Source organism: Streptococcus sp. HMSC065C01 (assembly GCF_001813525.1).
In the GTDB taxonomy this organism is placed as follows: domain Bacteria; phylum Bacillota; class Bacilli; order Lactobacillales; family Streptococcaceae; genus Streptococcus; species Streptococcus parasanguinis_V.
Genome location: NZ_KV812857.1, coordinates 161001 through 177831, shown reverse-complemented (window position 1 = coordinate 177831; position 16831 = coordinate 161001). Strand labels below are relative to the sequence as shown.

Annotated in this window: 18 protein-coding genes; all 18 read left to right on the top strand. The window is 39.9% G+C overall.

Translation table 11 applies throughout. The features are described from left to right. Window positions 1-4: 4 nt before the first annotated feature. The 18 genes from HMPREF2918_RS06395 to lacB all read left to right on the top strand — a co-directional run bounded on the left by HMPREF2918_RS06395 (window position 5) and on the right by lacB (window position 16828). Window positions 5-403 carry a hypothetical protein gene (locus tag HMPREF2918_RS06395; RefSeq protein WP_070594916.1) on the top strand — a complete coding sequence of 133 codons (399 nt, stop codon included), beginning with the start codon at window positions 5-7 and terminating at the stop codon, window positions 401-403. A gap of 278 nt (window positions 404-681) precedes the next feature. After that, window positions 682-3774: a phage tail tape measure protein gene (locus HMPREF2918_RS06390; protein ID WP_070594915.1), complete on the top strand. Its 3093-nt coding sequence runs from the start codon at window positions 682-684 to the stop codon at window positions 3772-3774. Then, window positions 3768-4493 carry a phage tail protein gene (locus HMPREF2918_RS06385; RefSeq protein WP_070594914.1) on the top strand — a complete coding sequence of 242 codons (726 nt, stop codon included), beginning with the start codon at window positions 3768-3770 and terminating at the stop codon, window positions 4491-4493. The genes HMPREF2918_RS06390 and HMPREF2918_RS06385 overlap by 7 nt, the downstream gene beginning before the upstream one ends. Beyond that, window positions 4484-8056, top strand: a complete 3573-nt coding sequence (locus HMPREF2918_RS06380; RefSeq protein WP_176745989.1) for a phage tail spike protein — start codon at window positions 4484-4486, stop codon at window positions 8054-8056. The genes HMPREF2918_RS06385 and HMPREF2918_RS06380 overlap by 10 nt, the downstream gene beginning before the upstream one ends. A 15-nt stretch (window positions 8057-8071) precedes the next feature. Then, entirely contained in the window at window positions 8072-8293 is a 222-nt protein-coding gene (locus HMPREF2918_RS06375) for a hypothetical protein (protein WP_070594912.1), read from the top strand. Beyond that, window positions 8293-8964 carry a hypothetical protein gene (locus HMPREF2918_RS06370; RefSeq protein WP_070594911.1) on the top strand — a complete coding sequence of 224 codons (672 nt, stop codon included), beginning with the start codon at window positions 8293-8295 and terminating at the stop codon, window positions 8962-8964. The genes HMPREF2918_RS06375 and HMPREF2918_RS06370 overlap by 1 nt, the downstream gene beginning before the upstream one ends. An 18-nt stretch (window positions 8965-8982) precedes the next feature. After that, the gene (locus tag HMPREF2918_RS06365) at window positions 8983-9435 is read left to right on the top strand and encodes a phage holin family protein (RefSeq protein ID WP_070594910.1); all 453 of its coding nucleotides are present in this window, start codon (window positions 8983-8985) and stop codon (window positions 9433-9435) included. Then, window positions 9432-9761 (top strand): phage holin, encoded by a 330-nt coding sequence (locus HMPREF2918_RS06360; RefSeq protein WP_070594909.1) that lies wholly within the window; start codon window positions 9432-9434, stop codon window positions 9759-9761. Before HMPREF2918_RS06365 ends, HMPREF2918_RS06360 begins: the two co-directional genes overlap by 4 nt. A 9-nt stretch (window positions 9762-9770) precedes the next feature. Next, on the top strand, window positions 9771-10517 hold the full coding sequence (locus tag HMPREF2918_RS06355; protein ID WP_070594908.1) for a CHAP domain-containing protein: 747 nt from the start codon (window positions 9771-9773) through the stop codon (window positions 10515-10517). Window positions 10518-10549: 32 nt separating this feature from the next. Beyond that, window positions 10550-11287, top strand: coding sequence for a hypothetical protein (locus HMPREF2918_RS06350; RefSeq protein WP_070594907.1), 738 nt, complete (start codon window positions 10550-10552; stop codon window positions 11285-11287). A 137-nt stretch (window positions 11288-11424) separates the two neighbouring features. Then, entirely contained in the window at window positions 11425-11556 is a 132-nt protein-coding gene (locus HMPREF2918_RS11660; RefSeq protein WP_256263199.1) for a hypothetical protein, read from the top strand. Between the two features lie 149 nt (window positions 11557-11705). Then, window positions 11706-11888, top strand: coding sequence for a DNA-binding protein (locus HMPREF2918_RS06345; RefSeq protein WP_070594906.1), 183 nt, complete (start codon window positions 11706-11708; stop codon window positions 11886-11888). Between the two features lie 456 nt (window positions 11889-12344). Then, a complete protein-coding gene (locus tag HMPREF2918_RS06340) occupies window positions 12345-13091 on the top strand; it encodes a DeoR/GlpR family DNA-binding transcription regulator (RefSeq protein ID WP_003007732.1) in 747 nt (248 codons plus the stop codon). 189 nt (window positions 13092-13280) lie between these two features. Further along, window positions 13281-13757 (top strand): PTS sugar transporter subunit IIA, encoded by a 477-nt coding sequence (locus HMPREF2918_RS06335; RefSeq protein ID WP_003007730.1) that lies wholly within the window; start codon window positions 13281-13283, stop codon window positions 13755-13757. A 35-nt stretch (window positions 13758-13792) separates the two neighbouring features. After that, window positions 13793-14098 carry a PTS sugar transporter subunit IIB gene (locus HMPREF2918_RS06330; RefSeq protein WP_003002828.1) on the top strand — a complete coding sequence of 102 codons (306 nt, stop codon included), beginning with the start codon at window positions 13793-13795 and terminating at the stop codon, window positions 14096-14098. A gap of 94 nt (window positions 14099-14192) precedes the next feature. After that, window positions 14193-15668, top strand: coding sequence for a PTS transporter subunit IIC (locus tag HMPREF2918_RS06325; RefSeq protein ID WP_045759559.1), 1476 nt, complete (start codon window positions 14193-14195; stop codon window positions 15666-15668). A 202-nt stretch (window positions 15669-15870) separates the two neighbouring features. Beyond that, a complete protein-coding gene (gene lacA, locus HMPREF2918_RS06320) occupies window positions 15871-16296 on the top strand; it encodes a galactose-6-phosphate isomerase subunit LacA (protein WP_003007724.1) in 426 nt (141 codons plus the stop codon). Between the two features lie 16 nt (window positions 16297-16312). Further along, entirely contained in the window at window positions 16313-16828 is a 516-nt protein-coding gene (gene lacB / locus HMPREF2918_RS06315) for a galactose-6-phosphate isomerase subunit LacB (RefSeq protein WP_003002763.1), read from the top strand. Window positions 16829-16831: the final 3 nt, after the last annotated feature.

Here is a 16831-nt window from a genome sequence, read left to right as displayed (position 1 = left end):
TTAAATGCGTAAGAGTGTGATCATTAGTGAAAAGGAGTATGAGCTTGTTACCAATGCTTACACTCCTATTGCTTACAAGAGTGAGTTTGGGAAAGATTTCTTCCAAGATCTATTTGGAATGATCTCAAACCAAAATATCATGCAAATGGCTGAGAATGGCAACAATGAAGTTGACATCAATATGTTGGCCAATTTTGACATGACATTCTTCAATCGTTTGTTTTGGGTTTTCACAAAATCAGGAAATCCACACATCAAACCTTATGAACAATTCTTCATGGAGATGGAGGAATTTCCTTTACAGGACATCGCTCCAATCTTAATGGAAATGATCAATGACACAATGACGTCAAAAAAAAACCAGATGAGTCAGAATCAGCCAGTGATGAAATCTTTACAGTAGAATCTTATCTCTCTTGTTGTAAAGAAACTGGTCTCACAATTGATGATCTAAAGCACATTTCAATTGGAATGGCTCTGGATTATCAAACAGATTATGTGAATTTGCGTACTGAGAACAAATCAGAAACACGCAAGGCCACACAGTCAGATTTTGACTCATTTTAGTCTGAAATAGAGTGCTGAGAGGAAGAATCTGAGGTCAAGTTCATCGAATAGATGGACAATTGATCACAAGAATCCTCTAAGCGCTCTTTATATTTTTATGTGAAAGGAGGAAATATGGCCGGTAATATTAAAGGAATTAAAATTGAAATCGGTGGGGACACACAGCCCCTTCAAAATGCCCTGAAAAAAGTAAATTCTGCCTCTATTGAAGCAACAAAAGAATTGAAGAGTATTGACAAGGCTCTGAAATTTGACACAGGGAATGTGACCCTATTGGCTCAGAAGCAAGAAGTGCTTCAAAAGCAAGTCTCAACAACCAAGGAGAAATTGGAAACATTGAGACAGGCACAAGCACAAGTTGAAGCTCAGTTCAAAAGCGGTGACATTGGTGCTGATCAATACCGTGCATTTCAACGGGAAGTGGTCCAAACAGAGAACATCCTGAAGGGTTATGAAAACAAACTTGAGAATGTCAATAAGGCATTGGATGGAAATGGGAATGCTACCAAGTCCAACCGTGAACAACTGAAAGAGCTTCAAAACGAGCAACAGCGTCTAGCCAGTGAAGGTGATAAAGTTGTCAGCTCATTCAAGCTTCAAGAAAGTCAGATGGGTTCCAATGCTAGTGAAGCAGATAAGCTGGCACTTGCTGAACAGAAGATTGGAAAACAAAGTGAGATTGTCGCTCAACAGGTTGAGAACCTTGAGAAACAGCTTGCTCTTGCAAAACAAGAGTATGGCGAGAACTCAACAGAGGTCAATAAGCTAGAGACTCAACTGAATGAGTCCAAGGCTGCTTTCAATGGTCTTGCCAATGAAATGGAAAATCTTGGTGAGTCAGGAAAGAAAGCCAGTGGCGGTCTTGAAGAGACAAACAAGCTTCTGAAAGCTGAATTACTGAATCAATTCTCTGAGAAGCTATCTGAAATCAGTCAAAAGTTGGTTGATTTTGGGAAGAGCGCTCTTGAAGCATTCCGGGAAATTGATGAAGGAATGGACACCATTGTCACTAAGACTGGTGCTGGTGGGAAAGCTCTTGAAGAAATGCAGGGCATTGCTAATGGCATAGCTACTGAAGTTCCTACTGATTTCAGTACCATTGGGAATGCGGTTGGTGAAGTCAACACTCAATTCAAATTGACCGGTGACGCTCTCAAAGTGACCTCAGAAGACATGATCAAGTTCTCTGAGATCAATGGGACAGATGTCACAAATGCTACAATCCAATCAAAACAGGCAATGGAGGCTTATGGATTATCTATAGATGACCTGACAGAAATTTTGGATAATGTGACCTATGTCGCTCAAGATACAGGGGTTTCTGTTGATGAGTTGATGAAAAAGGCAACTGATGGAGCGCCTCAAATCAAGATGCTTGGCCTTGAATTTGGTGAAGCAGTCACCTTGATTGGTCAATTCGAGAAAAACGGGGTTGATTCATCCGCAGCACTTTCTGGACTGACTAAGGCAGCCGGTGTCTATACCAAGCAAGGCAAAACCATGAAGCAAGGTTTGAAAGAAACCATTGAAGCCATCAAGAACAGCAAGTCAGAGACCGAAGCGATGGGAATCGCTATGGAGATCTTTGGTGCTAAGAAAGCCCCACAAATGATTGATGCAATCAAACGTGGGAAATTCAACATGGAAGAGCTAGGCTACACTTCACAAGTGTCTGCCGGGCTGGTTTCACAAACTTATGAAAGCACTCTGGATCCTATTGACAAATTCACCACAGCCCAAAATGGTTTGAAAATCGTTATGGCTGAAGTTGGTGGAGCTATTGCTGAAACATTCGCTCCAGTGCTTGATGTACTTGTAGGCCTTTTTAAAAATGTCGCAGAATGGGTAAATAAATTACCTGGGCCAATTAAAGAACTTGTAGTTGTATTTGGAAGTATTGTGACAGTAGCTGGGGTACTATCCCCAATATTCCTCGCATTACAAGCGGCTGCAATGGCAGCTGAAACCACTATAGGTGGACTGATAGCTGCTGCATTGCCAATAATTGGAACAGTCATAGCAGTAGCTGCTTCAATTGCTGGAATTATAGTAGTTATTAAGTATTTATGGGAAACCAATGAGGGATTCAGGAACGCTGTTGAAGCAGTCTGGAACGCTATCATGTCAGTCATCAACACTGTTGTCAAAGCTATCTCTGACTTTGTGATGCAAATTTGGGGAACCCTAACAACTTGGTGGAATGACAACCAACAATTGATCAGACAGACAGCAGAAACAGTCTGGAACGCTATTTCAGCAGTAGTGACAACAGTCATGAATGTTCTTGGTCCATTCATTGAAACTGCATGGAATAACATTTCAACCGTAATTTCCACGGTTTGGGACACCATCAAAACCGTAGTAGAAACAGCCATCAATGTGGTATTAGGCATCATTAAGACTGTGATGCAGATCATCAATGGCGACTGGTCTGGGGCTTGGGAATCCATCAAGGGAATTGCTGAAAGTATCTGGAATGGTATCAAGAGCATTGCTGAATCTGTATTCAATGCGATGGCTCAGATCTTATCTAACATCTGGAATACTATTTCAAGCACTGCTTCAAGCATCTGGAATGGTATCAGCTCAACCCTATCAGGCATCTGGAATGGAATTTCAAGCACGGTCTCAAGTGTATTCAATGGAATTTCAAGCACGATTTCAGGAATCTGGAACGGGATCAGTTCAACCGCATCAGGGATCTGGAACGGGATCAAAGACACCATTGGCGGTGCTATTAACGGGGCCAAAGACCTTGTAGGAAAAGCTATTGATGGAATTAAAGGCTTCTTCAATTTCCAATTCAAGTGGCCACACATCCCACTACCTCACTTCAAAGCAAGTGGATCACTGAACCCAATGGACTGGCTGAAAGGTAAAGGAATTCCAAGCATTGGCATTGAATGGTATGCCAAAGGTGGGATCTTAACCAAGCCCACAGCATTTGGCATGAATGGAAATAGTCTGATGGTCGGTGGTGAAGCAGGGAAAGAAGCAGTCCTACCACTGAATGAACGGAACCTGAGCGCCATTGGCCGGGGCATCGCCCAAACAATGGACCCACAAGGAACCGTGATCAACATCAACATCTCTGACAACATCATCAGAGAAGAAGCTGATATTGAGAAGATCGCTAATAAGGTATCTCAGAAGATAGCTGCTGAATTGAGAAGACAGAAAGAATTGAGAGGAGCGCCTGCATGGTAAAATACAACGAATTGATCATTGATGGAGTTGGAACTTCATCATTTCCATTTGATGTGATTGTACTGGAAGGCCCTACAATTCAAGTTGGTCTCTCAAAGGATAAGCTATTGAGCCATGATGGAGTTAGTGGATATATTGTTCAGTCGAATCCTCACAGAGAAGCGATTGAAAAGAAATATACTCTTCAACTCATCAACCCAACAGAATTGCAAGTCCTTGAATTTGTCCAATTCCTTTCCAAAAGAAACTTCTGGCTTGAGAACCAACAGAACAAGCTTACAAGATGGTTCTGTTATCAGACAAAGGTGTCTGACACTCAGAGAGATAAAACTAAAATGTATTCTTTAGAGGTGACATTCATTTGTCACCCTACAAAATACATGAAGAACAACGATGTTCAAACTCTCGCTTCAAATGGTGTTCTCAGGCTACAAGGCAGCTCATTGGCTTTTCCTAAAATCACAATTAGAGGAAACAGCTCATCAGAGACCAGCTTCACCATTGGAAAGCAAACCATCAAGCTTGAACAGCTCTCTGAGAGCGCTGTGATGGTAAATGATCCACAGAATCCAAGCTTCTTGGACAAGAGAGGGAATCTGGTGAAGTGGTCAGGAGATTTCATCACAATTGACGCTAACCAAGCCCAGAAAACTATCGGTGTGGTTTTAGGACCTGGCATTCAATCGCTTGTTTTTGAAACCAATTGGGGGTGGTTATAATTCTATATCTATTAGACAGAAATGTTCAAACAGTAAAATGGAATGGCCAGCCACTCCATGAAGCCAAAAAAGCAGAAGTTGAAGAAGTAATCAATGTAAGCTACACACTCAAGGTTGACTACCCAATCACGGACACTGAAATTTATAAGAAATTTCAGGAAGACATGCTCATCATTGCTCCAACTCCTATCACTGGCCGGCAACTGTTCCGGATTAAGGAAATCAGCGAGCAAGATGACACAGTGAACCTGACTTGCCAGCACATCACAGAAGACATCTTCAAGCGCTCTGTTCGTCCTATCAAGGTTTCAAATTCAACTTGTCAGATCGCCTTGAATGCTATGATTTCAGCAGTCAAGACACCACTTGGGAAGTTCTCTTTCACAAGTAACATCATGGACAATAGAACTTTCAACACTACAGAAGATGAAACGCTCTATAAGATCTTAATGGATGGGAAACATTCCATTGTTGGTGCTTGGGAAGGCGAGATGATTCGTGATAACTTCCTGATTGACATTCCAAAGAGTCGGGGAATTGATCGTGGTGTGGTAATCACCACACATCAAAACCTGAAACAGTATGAACGGAACAAGAGTAGTTCCAGCATCATCACAAGACTGCATCTGAAATCAACCTTCAAGCCAGAGGGAGCAGAAGAAGACACAGTTTTGAAAGTAACTGTGGACAGCCCCCTCATTGGCAATTACCCTTATATCAATGAAGCTGAGTATGAGAACAATGATCTTACTACAGAGGAAGAATTGAGAAAATGGGGTGAAGCCAAATTCAAGAATGGTGACATTGACAAGTCCACTGATCAGATCAAAGTTGAAGCTTATGAGCTAGATGGTCAAACTGTGCATCTTGGTGACACAGTGACCATCATGAGCTTGAAGCATGATGTCATGTTGAAGAAGAAAACTGTGGGCTATGTCTATGATGCTCTGTCAGAAGAGTATATCTCTCTTACATTCGATGACAAGGCTGGTCACGGTGGGGGCATGTCAGGCTCAAATGGAATTTCTGATGTAGCTTCTGAAATCCTTGATACAGTCCAAAAGACTCAAGAGGATGATGAATACTACAAGAAATTGAAAGTGTTGGTTGACAATGCCAATAGGGCCTTTGAAGACAAGGCAGGAGCCTTGGAGAAAGAGATCACTGATGGCATTGAGCAAGCAAAAGCACAAGCAGAAGTAGTCAAAGAAGAAATCTCAGCACAAGTCACTGAGAAGATAGCAGCAGCAAACCAAGCAAACAAGAATGAAATTGTAGAAGAGTTTAAAGCTCAATACAATGGCATTGAAGTCGAGATGCAAGGTCTGAAAGCTACCACTGACCGATTAAAGACCAGTGATGCTGATATCCAGAAGTTGGTCGATGACTTCAAGGCTCAGACGCAAAGCCAATTTGTTGGAATTAAAGGCGCACAATCCAGATTTGAGCAGACTACTGAGAAAGCCATTTCTGACTTAACCAACGTGGCAAATGGCAAAGCAGATCGCTCTTATGTTGAACAGACAGTGAATGGTATCAAAGAAGAGTTCACAAGTCTGAAAGTAGGTTCGAGAAACTACGCTGAAGACTATGATTTCACTCGTGGTCTGTGGTTCTTCGCTCACGGTGATTCAAGTAATTCTACCGGTACAGCAGAAAATGGTGTTTATACCATCTCAGGAAGTACCAACACTTGGAAGCAAGCACAGTTATTCTCTAGCACTGCACCAAGCTGGGCCACAACAAAAACAACCGCTCTGGATTATCTAGAGAAAGGCGAGCCTTACACACTTTCGTTCTACGCTAAAAGAAACCGTGGATCTGGTACAATGTGGGTTTCATTACGTGAGAATAGAAAATCTGGAGGTAATCGAGAAAGAATTTCTGCTCAATTTCAATTAACAGATGACTGGCAGTTGTACAAGGTTTCTGTCCCTGCACTAGAAAAAAGCGATGAGTTTGATTATTGGCGCATTATTATTGGATATAGTGAAGCAGGTTCAATTTCATTCAAAAAGGTGGAATTAACACAAAGCACCACCAGAACGGATGCAGGACCAGCCCCAGAAGATCAAAATTATCAAATAGAACAAGCACAAGCTACGTTTGAGAAGACAGTTCAAGGTCTATCTACTCAATTAACGAAATTAGAGACCAAGACTGGTCCAAATGGTGAACTTGAACAGCGCATGCTGACATACTCTGAGAAAGCTGCTGTAGACGCTGTAAAAGCAACAAGGCAGATTCTTGAGCAAGGCTATGTTGCTAAATCACAATACACTGAAGATGTCGCTGGCATTAATAGAAAATTTGAAAGTATTTCAACATCAACTGACTCTAAAATTAGTTCAAAACTTGCTGAGTTTAAACAAGGTATTGATGGCCAATTCTCAACATTCTCTACAGAATTTGGAATGAGGCTATCCAGTCAAAATTCTGTCCTCAATGACAAATTGGATGATTTCAAGGATAGCATCAACGGGCGCTTTGCGAACTATCAAAGCACAGTTGATGGACAAGTGACAACAATTGTCAGCCAGTTTGATGGGGTTCTCAAGAAAACAGACATCAACATCACTGATGGCCAAATTTCATTTGGTACAGGTAAGACCATCAATGGTCGGACCATCAGCTCCTTGCTGGTACAAGAACCAGAAGCTATTGCTTTGATCGCAAAATTGATCAAAGTGAAAGGTGACATGGTAGTTGATGGCTCAATCACAAGCAGGCATCTGGCATCTCAGAGCGTCCGAACTGGTCACATGGAATCTGGATCAGTAACGACTCAAATTCTGGCCAGCAATGCAGTCACAGCGGATAAGCTTTTGGTGGATTCTGCCATGATCAACAAGCTTGTATCAAACCAAGCATTCATCAGGGAATTGACATCACAGAAAGCCTTCATCACTCAATTAGGCTCAATTGACTTCACTGCCGAACACATTAAAGGGGGCCGCTTGAGTGCCAATAATGGGACAACTGTTTTCGATTTAAGCGATGGGACATTAAATCTGTATTCTAATACAGGAACCATTCGAAGAATTGATGACACAAGTTCTTCACAATTTATGAAAATGACAAAAAGCGGTTTTGTCGCTGAACAATTTAGGGACTCAAACGCTGCTATGATTGTGATAGGGACTAACCATGATAAGTCTGAAAAAACTGACAATGAAACATTTGCCGGAACTCGTCTGTGGTCAGGCTCAAAAAATGGAGTAAAAGAATCATTTTATGAAATTATTGGTGATCGTCTAGCAATCTATTCAAATGGCGATTATCGTAGCCCTTGGGTTTTTCATAATAACACAAGAGATGGCAGTGCCTATTTTATGCCAATGAATGAAAAAGGAGTCCGGCATAATTTAGGACGGGAAGATAGGCACTTCAGTGGTGCTTGGATCAACAATATCTTTATTGGTCAAAGCGCTGTAAACCTTGGGACCTATGTCTGGGATATCCTAACTTGTTTCGGTCAACTTTCAAAATATAATTGGGATTTCAAAGACAAGACTGTATCAAGACACATTTCTGGTGTTTTAACTAAGTATGGCTTTAAGTAGAAAGGTTACAAAAAAATGAAAGAAAACACTTATGTATCAATCATCACAGATCTAGCAAATCAATTGGCTAGTAAATCAATCAATGAAGCTGAGTTCAAGGCACGATTGACTGAATCACAGCAGGAAAAACAACAGCTCATCAATGAGCTAGAAATCTATCGCTCCGTCCTTGAGTCTGACAAATATTTGAAGGACCTATTTGAAGAAGTTAAAAACAAGAATGAGGTAAATGCTTAATGAATTATAAAGTACAGTTCAAAGCCTATGATCCCGTAGCGAATGCCACAAAGGTTTCCATCAAGCAAGATTATCCGTATCGGGTATTTGAGGAATCTCTTCCAAACAATCGCATGGCAGATGAAGAATCAACCCTTGTGGAAGCTGTTCTAAACCTTGTACGAATGGAATTAGACCCTTCTGGCGCTATCGTAGCGCTCAAGAAAGAGCTTGACAAGTCTGTTGATGCCAATAAGAACGCTATCCAGAAAATTCAAGAACTCACTCAAGAGAACGAAAAGAAAGATGTCCTAATCCAAAATAACAAAGCTCTTGCTGATTGGTCTGTCCTTGTAGCTGTGACCAATCAAGATAATCCACTTGATCCAACTCTCTACAAGCGAGCACTTGAGCTTGTGGAAGCTGCTCAAGTAGGCAAGACCTACAAGCAACATGACATCTTCACCTTGATTGATCCAGACCACACTGAAAAATTCAGTGAAGGGAAACGTGTTCTTGTTCAAGTCAACTATGATTTCACCTACAATGGCGAATCCATCAAAGACTTGAAAGGCCCACTTCTCCAAAATGGGAAACTGGCAATCTACAATTGGGAAGTTCCCAAAGAAGAGAAGCAAAACAAGCCATCAGGAGATCTTGAAACTCAACCAGTAGCACATCCTGAATCCTAATTGAAGGGAGTGTGATTGATGTATCAAGAACCAGATGGAATTTTTGGAATTATTGAAGTAGTACGTGACTTCTATGATCACGGAATTGATGAACACATGATTGTATTTCTCTTGATGGCCATTGTGGCTCTAGATATCGTTTTAGGGGTGGCTAGAGCATGGGCCTATCATGAGTTCTCAAGTAGAAAATGGAGAAAAGGGCTAGTAAGTCACACAGCTATGATTTTAATCACAGCCATTGGCTATCCATTCGCTCTATACATGAATCTTGGACCCGTAGTTGATGCCTTCATTGTCGCAATGATGGCAGCCTACGGTTCCAGCATCCTTGCCAGCCTTTCAGCTCTGGGAGTTGAAATTCCTGGCCTAGATCGCCTTGTGAAACAAAATATTGATCATGAGAAATTTCAGTTAAAAGATGGCTTGGAAGAGCCTAGTAAACTAATCAAAAAAGGAGAAAAGAAAAAATGAATCAAATAACTGATATCGTAACAACTAGCGCAATGAGTATTCTTGTAATTTTGGTTGGAATTGTTGTTCAGGCAGTCAAAAAATATCTCTTGACTCGTGGAGGAAAGAAAGCTCTTGAAGTGGCTGAAATCCTTGCAAACAACGCTGTGCATGCCACTGAACAAGTAGCAGGAACATTGGACATCCACGGCAAGGATAAGATGGAGCATGCTAAAACTAGCTTGATCGAGGGACTAGAAGCATATAACATCAATTTGACCAATGACCAATTAAACACATTCATTGAGGCTGCTGTCAAGAAAGCCAATGAACAATGGAAGAAATGAGGTTCAAAAATGGTAGCAACAAATGACATTATAAGTTATTCAGAATCTTTGGCCAATCAAGGTGTAGGAGCTGATGCAGATGGTGCATACGGAACCCAATGTGTGGACCTGCCAAATTCAATTTCTATCAACTTTTTTGGAAAAGCTCTCTGGGGGAACGCTATTGACCTACTTAATTCAGCCGCTGGTTTAGGATATGAAGTAGTATATGATGCAGTAGGAGTCAACCCACGAGCAGGGGCCATCTTCGTCATGGATACAACTTATCTATGCGGTCATCCTTATGGTCACACAGGGATTGTGATTGAGGATAGCGATGGGGTCACTATGAGAACTATTGAACAGAACATTGATGGCAATGCTGATTCCCTCTATGTTGGAGGTCCAGCACGTTACAACACACGCAATTTTGATGGGATTGTTGGATGGTTCTATTTCCCAACTGATGACACATCTGTGGCATTTGAACAGCCAGAACCATCAGAACCATTGACAATTGAATCAGGTGGATTCCATCCAGAAACAGGAACATTCACTGTTGAAGTATCTGCTCTAAATGTACGAGCTGAAGCCGGTCTTGGAGCTGAGATTGTAGCTGTGTATAGTGTAGGTCAAGAAATCAACTATGATGGATGGATTGACAATGATGGCTATATTTGGATCACATACATTGGCGGTTCTGGAAATCGTAGATATGTAGCTGTAGGACAATCCGAAAATGGACAACGCATCACAGACTTTGGATCTTTTAAATAGACCTCTGTGATTTATAGAATAAGAGGATTTAGATGAGCGGAAAAAATTCAACTAATCTGAAACAAACGAAGGGCGGGGAAGTCATCAAACAAGGTGACTCCTCATCTATCTTCGAATATGAATTATTAGACTATGATGGCAACAAATTCAGCACTCTTGATGGTAAAAGCGCTAAGATCAAAATAGCAAATGCCAAAGGAAAGAAGACAATTGAAACTGTTGTAGAAAATTCTAAAATTCAGTTCAAACTTGAAAAAATTCTACCAGCTGGCATCTATCAAGTCGAGGTTGAATGTGATGGTTTCGTCTTCCCTAGTGACAAGAGTGCTAAAATTGATATAATTCAATCTATTGAAAATTATCAAATAAGTAACATTGTTGAAATTGACAAAGTCAACATTCAGGAAGAAATAGCTACATACATAGCTAGACATCAAATTCAACCATACAATGATAGTCAAATCATCAAGAGAATTGAAACATTAGAAAGCAGACTACAAACACATTCAGGTACGGTTGACTTAACAAACTATTTGACATCAGATCAATCGTATCAAACATTTGTGACTTATAACGTCCTTCAATCTCAGATGACAACCAACATCAAGGAGAAGCATCTAGAACTTGGAATTGATGCCCTGATAGATGAGAAATTAAAAAATGGCGGTGACTCATTCATCACTGGCCATCAAGCAGAAAATATTTTTGCTTCAAAAGAAGAGCTTGCAGCTATCGTTTCACGAGTTCAAGCGTTAGAAAATAAAGCATAGTTGTCACCCTCCATCTTGGAGGGCTTTTTTGCTCCAATAAAACTAGTTCCAGAATAAAAAAAATCTTCAATTTTTTGATAAAAAGTGTTGACAGTCACGGCATACCGTGATATAATATAATCAGAAAGGAGGAAGATATGAAAATATCAGAGATTGCTGAACTAATGGTAGCAACTGGAACCTTATTAACAGGAATTGCAAGTGTTATCATGGCAATAAAAAAAGAGCCAAAAGAACGCAAGCCACGCAAAGCAAAGCGGTTCAGATAAGGCTCTGGTAGGTCGGGGCGAAAGCCCCTTACACCTACCATGATTATATCATATCGGGCAATAAAATGAAATATTTACCAATTTTTACAATCGTATTTTTTATATTTCTGCTGATTTTAAAAGACAGACGGAAATAAGAGGATGGTTAAATGAGAGAACAAATAGAAAAGTTATTAAACAGCGAGATAAGCACAAGCGCAATTGCTAAAGGCGCAGGCGTTCCTTGGTCTACAGTAGCAGACCTTAGAAAAGGGAAAACCAGTATGGATAAAATGGCCTTACTTACAGCCGAAAAATTAAATGATTTTGCGGAAGAATTAGAAATAAATTAAATTTTGCAATTTTGTCTGTTATAACAGATATTTTTCAAAATGTCGGTTATAACAGCAAATATACTATTACATTTTTCAGTGCGAATGATACCCAAAATGATACCCACATTTTATAAACATTACATTTTTTTATAACTATTTTGTCATGAAAACCTTGAATTAATAAGGCTTTTAATCCTATTTCTAAAAATATTGTATAGTGTTCATTAAACAAGTTTCTGTTTACCCAATCGCAAAATAAAAAGGTTCAGTGAACCTTTTTATCCCGAGCCTTGATCCAAAGGTGAGGAAGCTAGAAATAGCATAAATCAAAGCTTTCCGGATTAACGGAAGGCTTTTTTTCTTTTATTTATTTAAAAATATCATGTTTACTCTTGTTAATATAATGTTTGAATTTGTGTTTTTTGAAAAATGTAGTATAATAGAGACAAATATAGTAGGAATGGAAGTAGTACCATGAAAGATAGCAGACATGTTGAAATTCTTCAGGAACTGGATCGAAAAAGTGTGGTATCGGTCAAAGAGCTCAAGGAACTTTTTGGGGTGACAGATATGACCATTCGTCGAGATCTGATTGATCTTGAAAAACAAGGTCTTTTAGTTCGTGTACATGGTGGGGCCCACAAAAAAGTCAAAGATAGCTTATTAGAAGCTTCTCACAGTGAAAAAAATCTGATCAATATTGATGAGAAACGAAGCATTGCCAAAAAATGTGCAGACTTGATCGAAAATGGGGATACCGTCTTTATTGGCTCTGGTACAACAACAGACTTTATCGGAGATTATTTGGAAGGGAAAGAAATTAGCATCGTCACCAATTCCCTCCCCATTTTTGAGAAGCTCAAGGATTTCCCGAATTATGACTTGATCTTAGTTGGTGGTCGCTACAGGGTAAAGACACAAACCTTTGTCGGTCAATTTGCCAATAAACTTTTGAAAGAAATCAAGGTTTCTAAGGCCTTCATCGGGGTGAATGGAATCGATGGCCATAGTGTATCTACTGCTAATGAAGAAGAAGGAAATGGCAATGCCATTATTCTGAACAATGCGATAGAGAAATATGTGGTAGCTGATAACAGCAAGTTTGATAGTTATTCCTTCTACAGTTTCTATCGTGTGGAAGATCTAAATGCCATTATTACCGATGATAGTATTCCAAAGAAAATCAAAGACAAATACGCCTTGTATACGAAAATCATTTAAGATCAAGTGGTCTCAAAAAAGAGACCACTTTTTACTTTTTTAAGGATGTTAGAAAATGACGGTTAGGAAGCGCTTTAGAGAGATATACAAACAAAATTAAACAAATTTAGACAAAAAATGATTGACAATCAATCAATATAGTGATATACTGAAGCTATAAATAAATAGTTAGATAAGGAGGTGGCAACAATGGGATTAAATCAACTCTTTAACAAAGATCTTGTATTTTGCCTACATGCCAAGGATCAAACAGATCTCTTTGAGCAGGTAGCAAGCTTATTGGAAGAGCGACAGATTGTGACACCAACCTATCGTTCCGCTTTGATTGAGCGTGAAAAGTCTTTCCCGACTGGATTAGACATGGAATTTCTTGGTAAGGACTTACCAAATGTGGCGATCCCGCACACAGACATTGTCCATAATCTCACTGAGAATGTGGTCGTGGTTCGTTTGGATCAACCCGTAACCTTCCATAATATGATTGCTCCAGATAAGGAAGTCCAAGTTTCACTTTTATTCTTCATTATCAACAATTCAAGCTCTAGCCAAACCAATATTTTGGCCCAGCTGATGGATTTCTTTACATCCAATGGAAATCTCGAAGCTCTATCAAAATTAGATAGTGAAGATAAGCTTTATCAATACATTACGGAAACTATTTCCTAAAACATTCGTAAATATTTATAATGGAGGACATCCAAATGATTAAAATTTTAGCTGCCTGTGGTGCAGGTGTTAACTCTAGCCACCAAATTAAGAATGCGTTGGAAGAAGAGTTGTCAAACCGTGGTTATGATGTGCGTTGTGACGCTGTCATGGTCAAAGATGTCAATGAAGATTTGATTTCAGGTTATGATATCTTTACTCCAATTGCTGCAACTGATTTGGGATTTGATCCTGGTATTCCAGTGGTAGAAGCAGGACCAATTTTATTCCGTATTCCAGCGATGAGTGCGCCAGTCTTTGATAACATCGAAGCTGCCATTAAAGAACATGGATTAAGTTAATATTTTTTTAAAACAGTTTGTAAGCGTTATCCAATGATAAAATTGGGAACGATTAAAGTCTAATATAACAAATTATAAATCGGGAGGATTTATTATGAATGGCATTATTGATTTTGCCAATAAATTTTTCAAACCCATCCTAGACATGGGTGCTCCGATCATCATGTTGATCGTCTTGACTTTATTGGCTCTCTTGTTTGGAGTGAAATTCTCTAAAGCCCTTGAAGGTGGTATTAAACTTGCCATCGCCCTTACTGGTATCGGTGCTATCATCGGTATGTTGAATGGAGCTTTCTCAGCGTCTCTTGCAAAATTCGTTGAGAACACAGGTATTCAATTGAATATCACTGACGTTGGTTGGGCACCTCTTGCGACCATCACTTGGGGGTCTGCCTGGACACTTTACTTCTTGTTGATTATGTTGATTGTCAACGTTATCATGCTTGCGATCAAGAAAACAGATACACTTGACGTCGATATCTTCGATATCTGGCACTTGTCTATCACTGGTCTTTTGATCAAATGGTATGCAGACAACAACGGTGTGAGCCAAGGTTTATCACTCTTCTTGGCAACTCTTGCAGTTGTCCTTGTAGGGATTATGAAAATCATCAACTCAGACTTGATGAAACCAACATTTGATGATCTTTTGAATGCTCCAAGTTCATCACCTATGACTTCAACTCACATGAACTACATGATGAACCCAATCATCATGGTCTTGGATAAAATCTTTGACAAATTCTTCCCTGGTCTTGATAAATACGACTTCGACGCTGCTAAATTGAACAAGAAGATCGGTTTCTGGGGATCTAAATTCTTTATCGGTTTCCTTCTTGGTATCGTCATCGGTATCATGGGTACTCCACATCCAGTTGCTGGCGTGCAAGATGCTGACAAATGGGAATTGGTTATTAAAGGTTGGTTGAGCCTTGGTTTGACTGCCGGTGTCTGCTTGGAATTGTTCTCATTGATCGGTTCTTGGTTCATCGCAGCGGTAGAACCATTGTCACAAGGTATTACAAACGTTGCTACTAAACGTCTTCAAGGACGTAAATTCAACATCGGTTTGGACTGGCCATTTATCGCTGGTCGTGCTGAAATTTGGGCTTGTGCCAACGTACTTGCACCAATCATGTTGATCGAAGCAGTGCTTCTTTCTAAAGTCGGAAATGGTATCTTGCCACTTGCAGGTATCATCGCTATGGGTGTGACTCCAGCCTTGTTGGTTGTAACACGCGGTAAATTGATCCGTATGATCATCTTCGGAAGCCTTCTCTTGCCACTCTTCCTTCTTTCAGGAACATTGATTGCACCATTTGCAACTCAATTGGCTAAGAGTGTTGATGCCTTCCCTAAAGGGGTAGCTTCTACTCAATTGATCACTCACTCAACTCTTGAAGGACCAGTTGAAAAATTGCTCGGTTGGACAATCGGTAACGCAACAACTGGTGATATCAAAGCTATCCTTGGTGTAGTTGTCTTCTTGGCATTCTATATCGGAATCTTCGCTTGGTACAGAAAACAAATGATCAAACGTAACGAAGAATATGCTGCAAATGCAAAATAATCGTCATATGTAGTTTGAAAACTGACACCATATCTGTTGTGGATATGGTGTTTTTATTTTAAAAAAATGTTCGAAAATAAACAATTTAATGTTGACTTTCGTTCAAAATAGGTGTAATATAATATCAAAAGTAAGAAAATGTTCCTTTGTGAAAAATTAACAACAGGGATATTTGCTGAAACGAACAAAAGGAGGACAGGACATGTCTATTGTAATTGGTGCAGATGCTGCAGGATTAAGATTAAAAGATCTCGTGAAAGAGTTTCTTGTAAAAGAAAACTTTGATGTTGTGGATGTAACTGCTGAAGGTCAAGATTTTGTAGATGTGACACTTGCAGTTGCTAGCGAAGTGAACAAAAACGATCAAAATCTTGGAATCGTGATTGATGCTTACGGTGCTGGTCCATTTATGGTTGCAACTAAAATCAAAGGAATGGTAGCAGCAGAAGTTTCAGATGAACGATCTGCTTATATGACACGTGGCCACAACAATTCTCGTATGATTACCATGGGTGCTGAAATTGTTGGGGATGAATTAGCCAAGAACATTGCCAAAGGCTTCGTCAATGGTAAATACGATGGTGGCCGTCACCAAATCCGTGTCGATATGTTGAATAAGATGTGCTAATGAGAGGAGAATTCAAATGAGAATTGCAATTGGTTGTGATCACATTGTGACAAATGAAAAAATGGCTGTTTCTGATTTTTTGAAATCAAAAGGATATGAAGTACTCGACTTTGGGACTTATGACCATACACGTACCCACTATCCAATCTTTGGTAAAAAAGTCGGTGAAGCTGTAGCAAGTGGCCAAGCTGATCTTGGTGTTTGTATCTGTGGTACTGGTGTTGGGATCAACAATGCTGTTAACAAAGTACCTGGTATCCGTTCTGCTTTGGTACGCGATATGACAACTGCTCTTTATGCTAAAGAAGAACTGAACGCGAATGTGATCGGTTTTGGTGGTAAAATTACTGGTGAATTGCTCATGTGCGATATCATTGAAGCATTTATTCACGCTGAATACAAACCAACTGAAGAAAATAAAAAATTGATCGCTAAGATCCAACATGTGGAAACCCATAATGCCCATCAAGCGGATGCTGATTTCTTTACAGAATTCCTTGAAAAATGGGACCGTGGTGAATACCACGACTAAGAG

Bases quoted from the DNA above. Each gene is read 5' to 3' on its own strand.
- HMPREF2918_RS06370 (WP_070594911.1), top strand. From the start codon at position 8,293: ATGAATTATAAAGTACAGTTCAAAGCCTATGATCCCGTAGCGAATGCC.
- lacB (WP_003002763.1), top strand. From the start codon at position 16,313: ATGAGAATTGCAATTGGTTGTGATCACATTGTGACAAATGAAAAAATG.
- HMPREF2918_RS06375 (WP_070594912.1), top strand. From the start codon at position 8,072: ATGAAAGAAAACACTTATGTATCAATCATCACAGATCTAGCAAATCAA.
- HMPREF2918_RS06365 (WP_070594910.1), top strand. From the start codon at position 8,983: ATGTATCAAGAACCAGATGGAATTTTTGGAATTATTGAAGTAGTACGT.
- HMPREF2918_RS06390 (WP_070594915.1), top strand. From the start codon at position 682: ATGGCCGGTAATATTAAAGGAATTAAAATTGAAATCGGTGGGGACACA.
- HMPREF2918_RS06360 (WP_070594909.1), top strand. From the start codon at position 9,432: ATGAATCAAATAACTGATATCGTAACAACTAGCGCAATGAGTATTCTT.
- HMPREF2918_RS06335 (WP_003007730.1), top strand. From the start codon at position 13,281: ATGGGATTAAATCAACTCTTTAACAAAGATCTTGTATTTTGCCTACAT.
- lacA (WP_003007724.1), top strand. From the start codon at position 15,871: ATGTCTATTGTAATTGGTGCAGATGCTGCAGGATTAAGATTAAAAGAT.
- HMPREF2918_RS11660 (WP_256263199.1), top strand. From the start codon at position 11,425: ATGAAAATATCAGAGATTGCTGAACTAATGGTAGCAACTGGAACCTTA.
- HMPREF2918_RS06385 (WP_070594914.1), top strand. From the start codon at position 3,768: ATGGTAAAATACAACGAATTGATCATTGATGGAGTTGGAACTTCATCA.
- HMPREF2918_RS06330 (WP_003002828.1), top strand. From the start codon at position 13,793: ATGATTAAAATTTTAGCTGCCTGTGGTGCAGGTGTTAACTCTAGCCAC.
- HMPREF2918_RS06355 (WP_070594908.1), top strand. From the start codon at position 9,771: ATGGTAGCAACAAATGACATTATAAGTTATTCAGAATCTTTGGCCAAT.
- HMPREF2918_RS06395 (WP_070594916.1), top strand. From the start codon at position 5: ATGCGTAAGAGTGTGATCATTAGTGAAAAGGAGTATGAGCTTGTTACC.
- HMPREF2918_RS06340 (WP_003007732.1), top strand. From the start codon at position 12,345: ATGAAAGATAGCAGACATGTTGAAATTCTTCAGGAACTGGATCGAAAA.
- HMPREF2918_RS06350 (WP_070594907.1), top strand. From the start codon at position 10,550: ATGAGCGGAAAAAATTCAACTAATCTGAAACAAACGAAGGGCGGGGAA.
- HMPREF2918_RS06345 (WP_070594906.1), top strand. From the start codon at position 11,706: ATGAGAGAACAAATAGAAAAGTTATTAAACAGCGAGATAAGCACAAGC.
- HMPREF2918_RS06325 (WP_045759559.1), top strand. From the start codon at position 14,193: ATGAATGGCATTATTGATTTTGCCAATAAATTTTTCAAACCCATCCTA.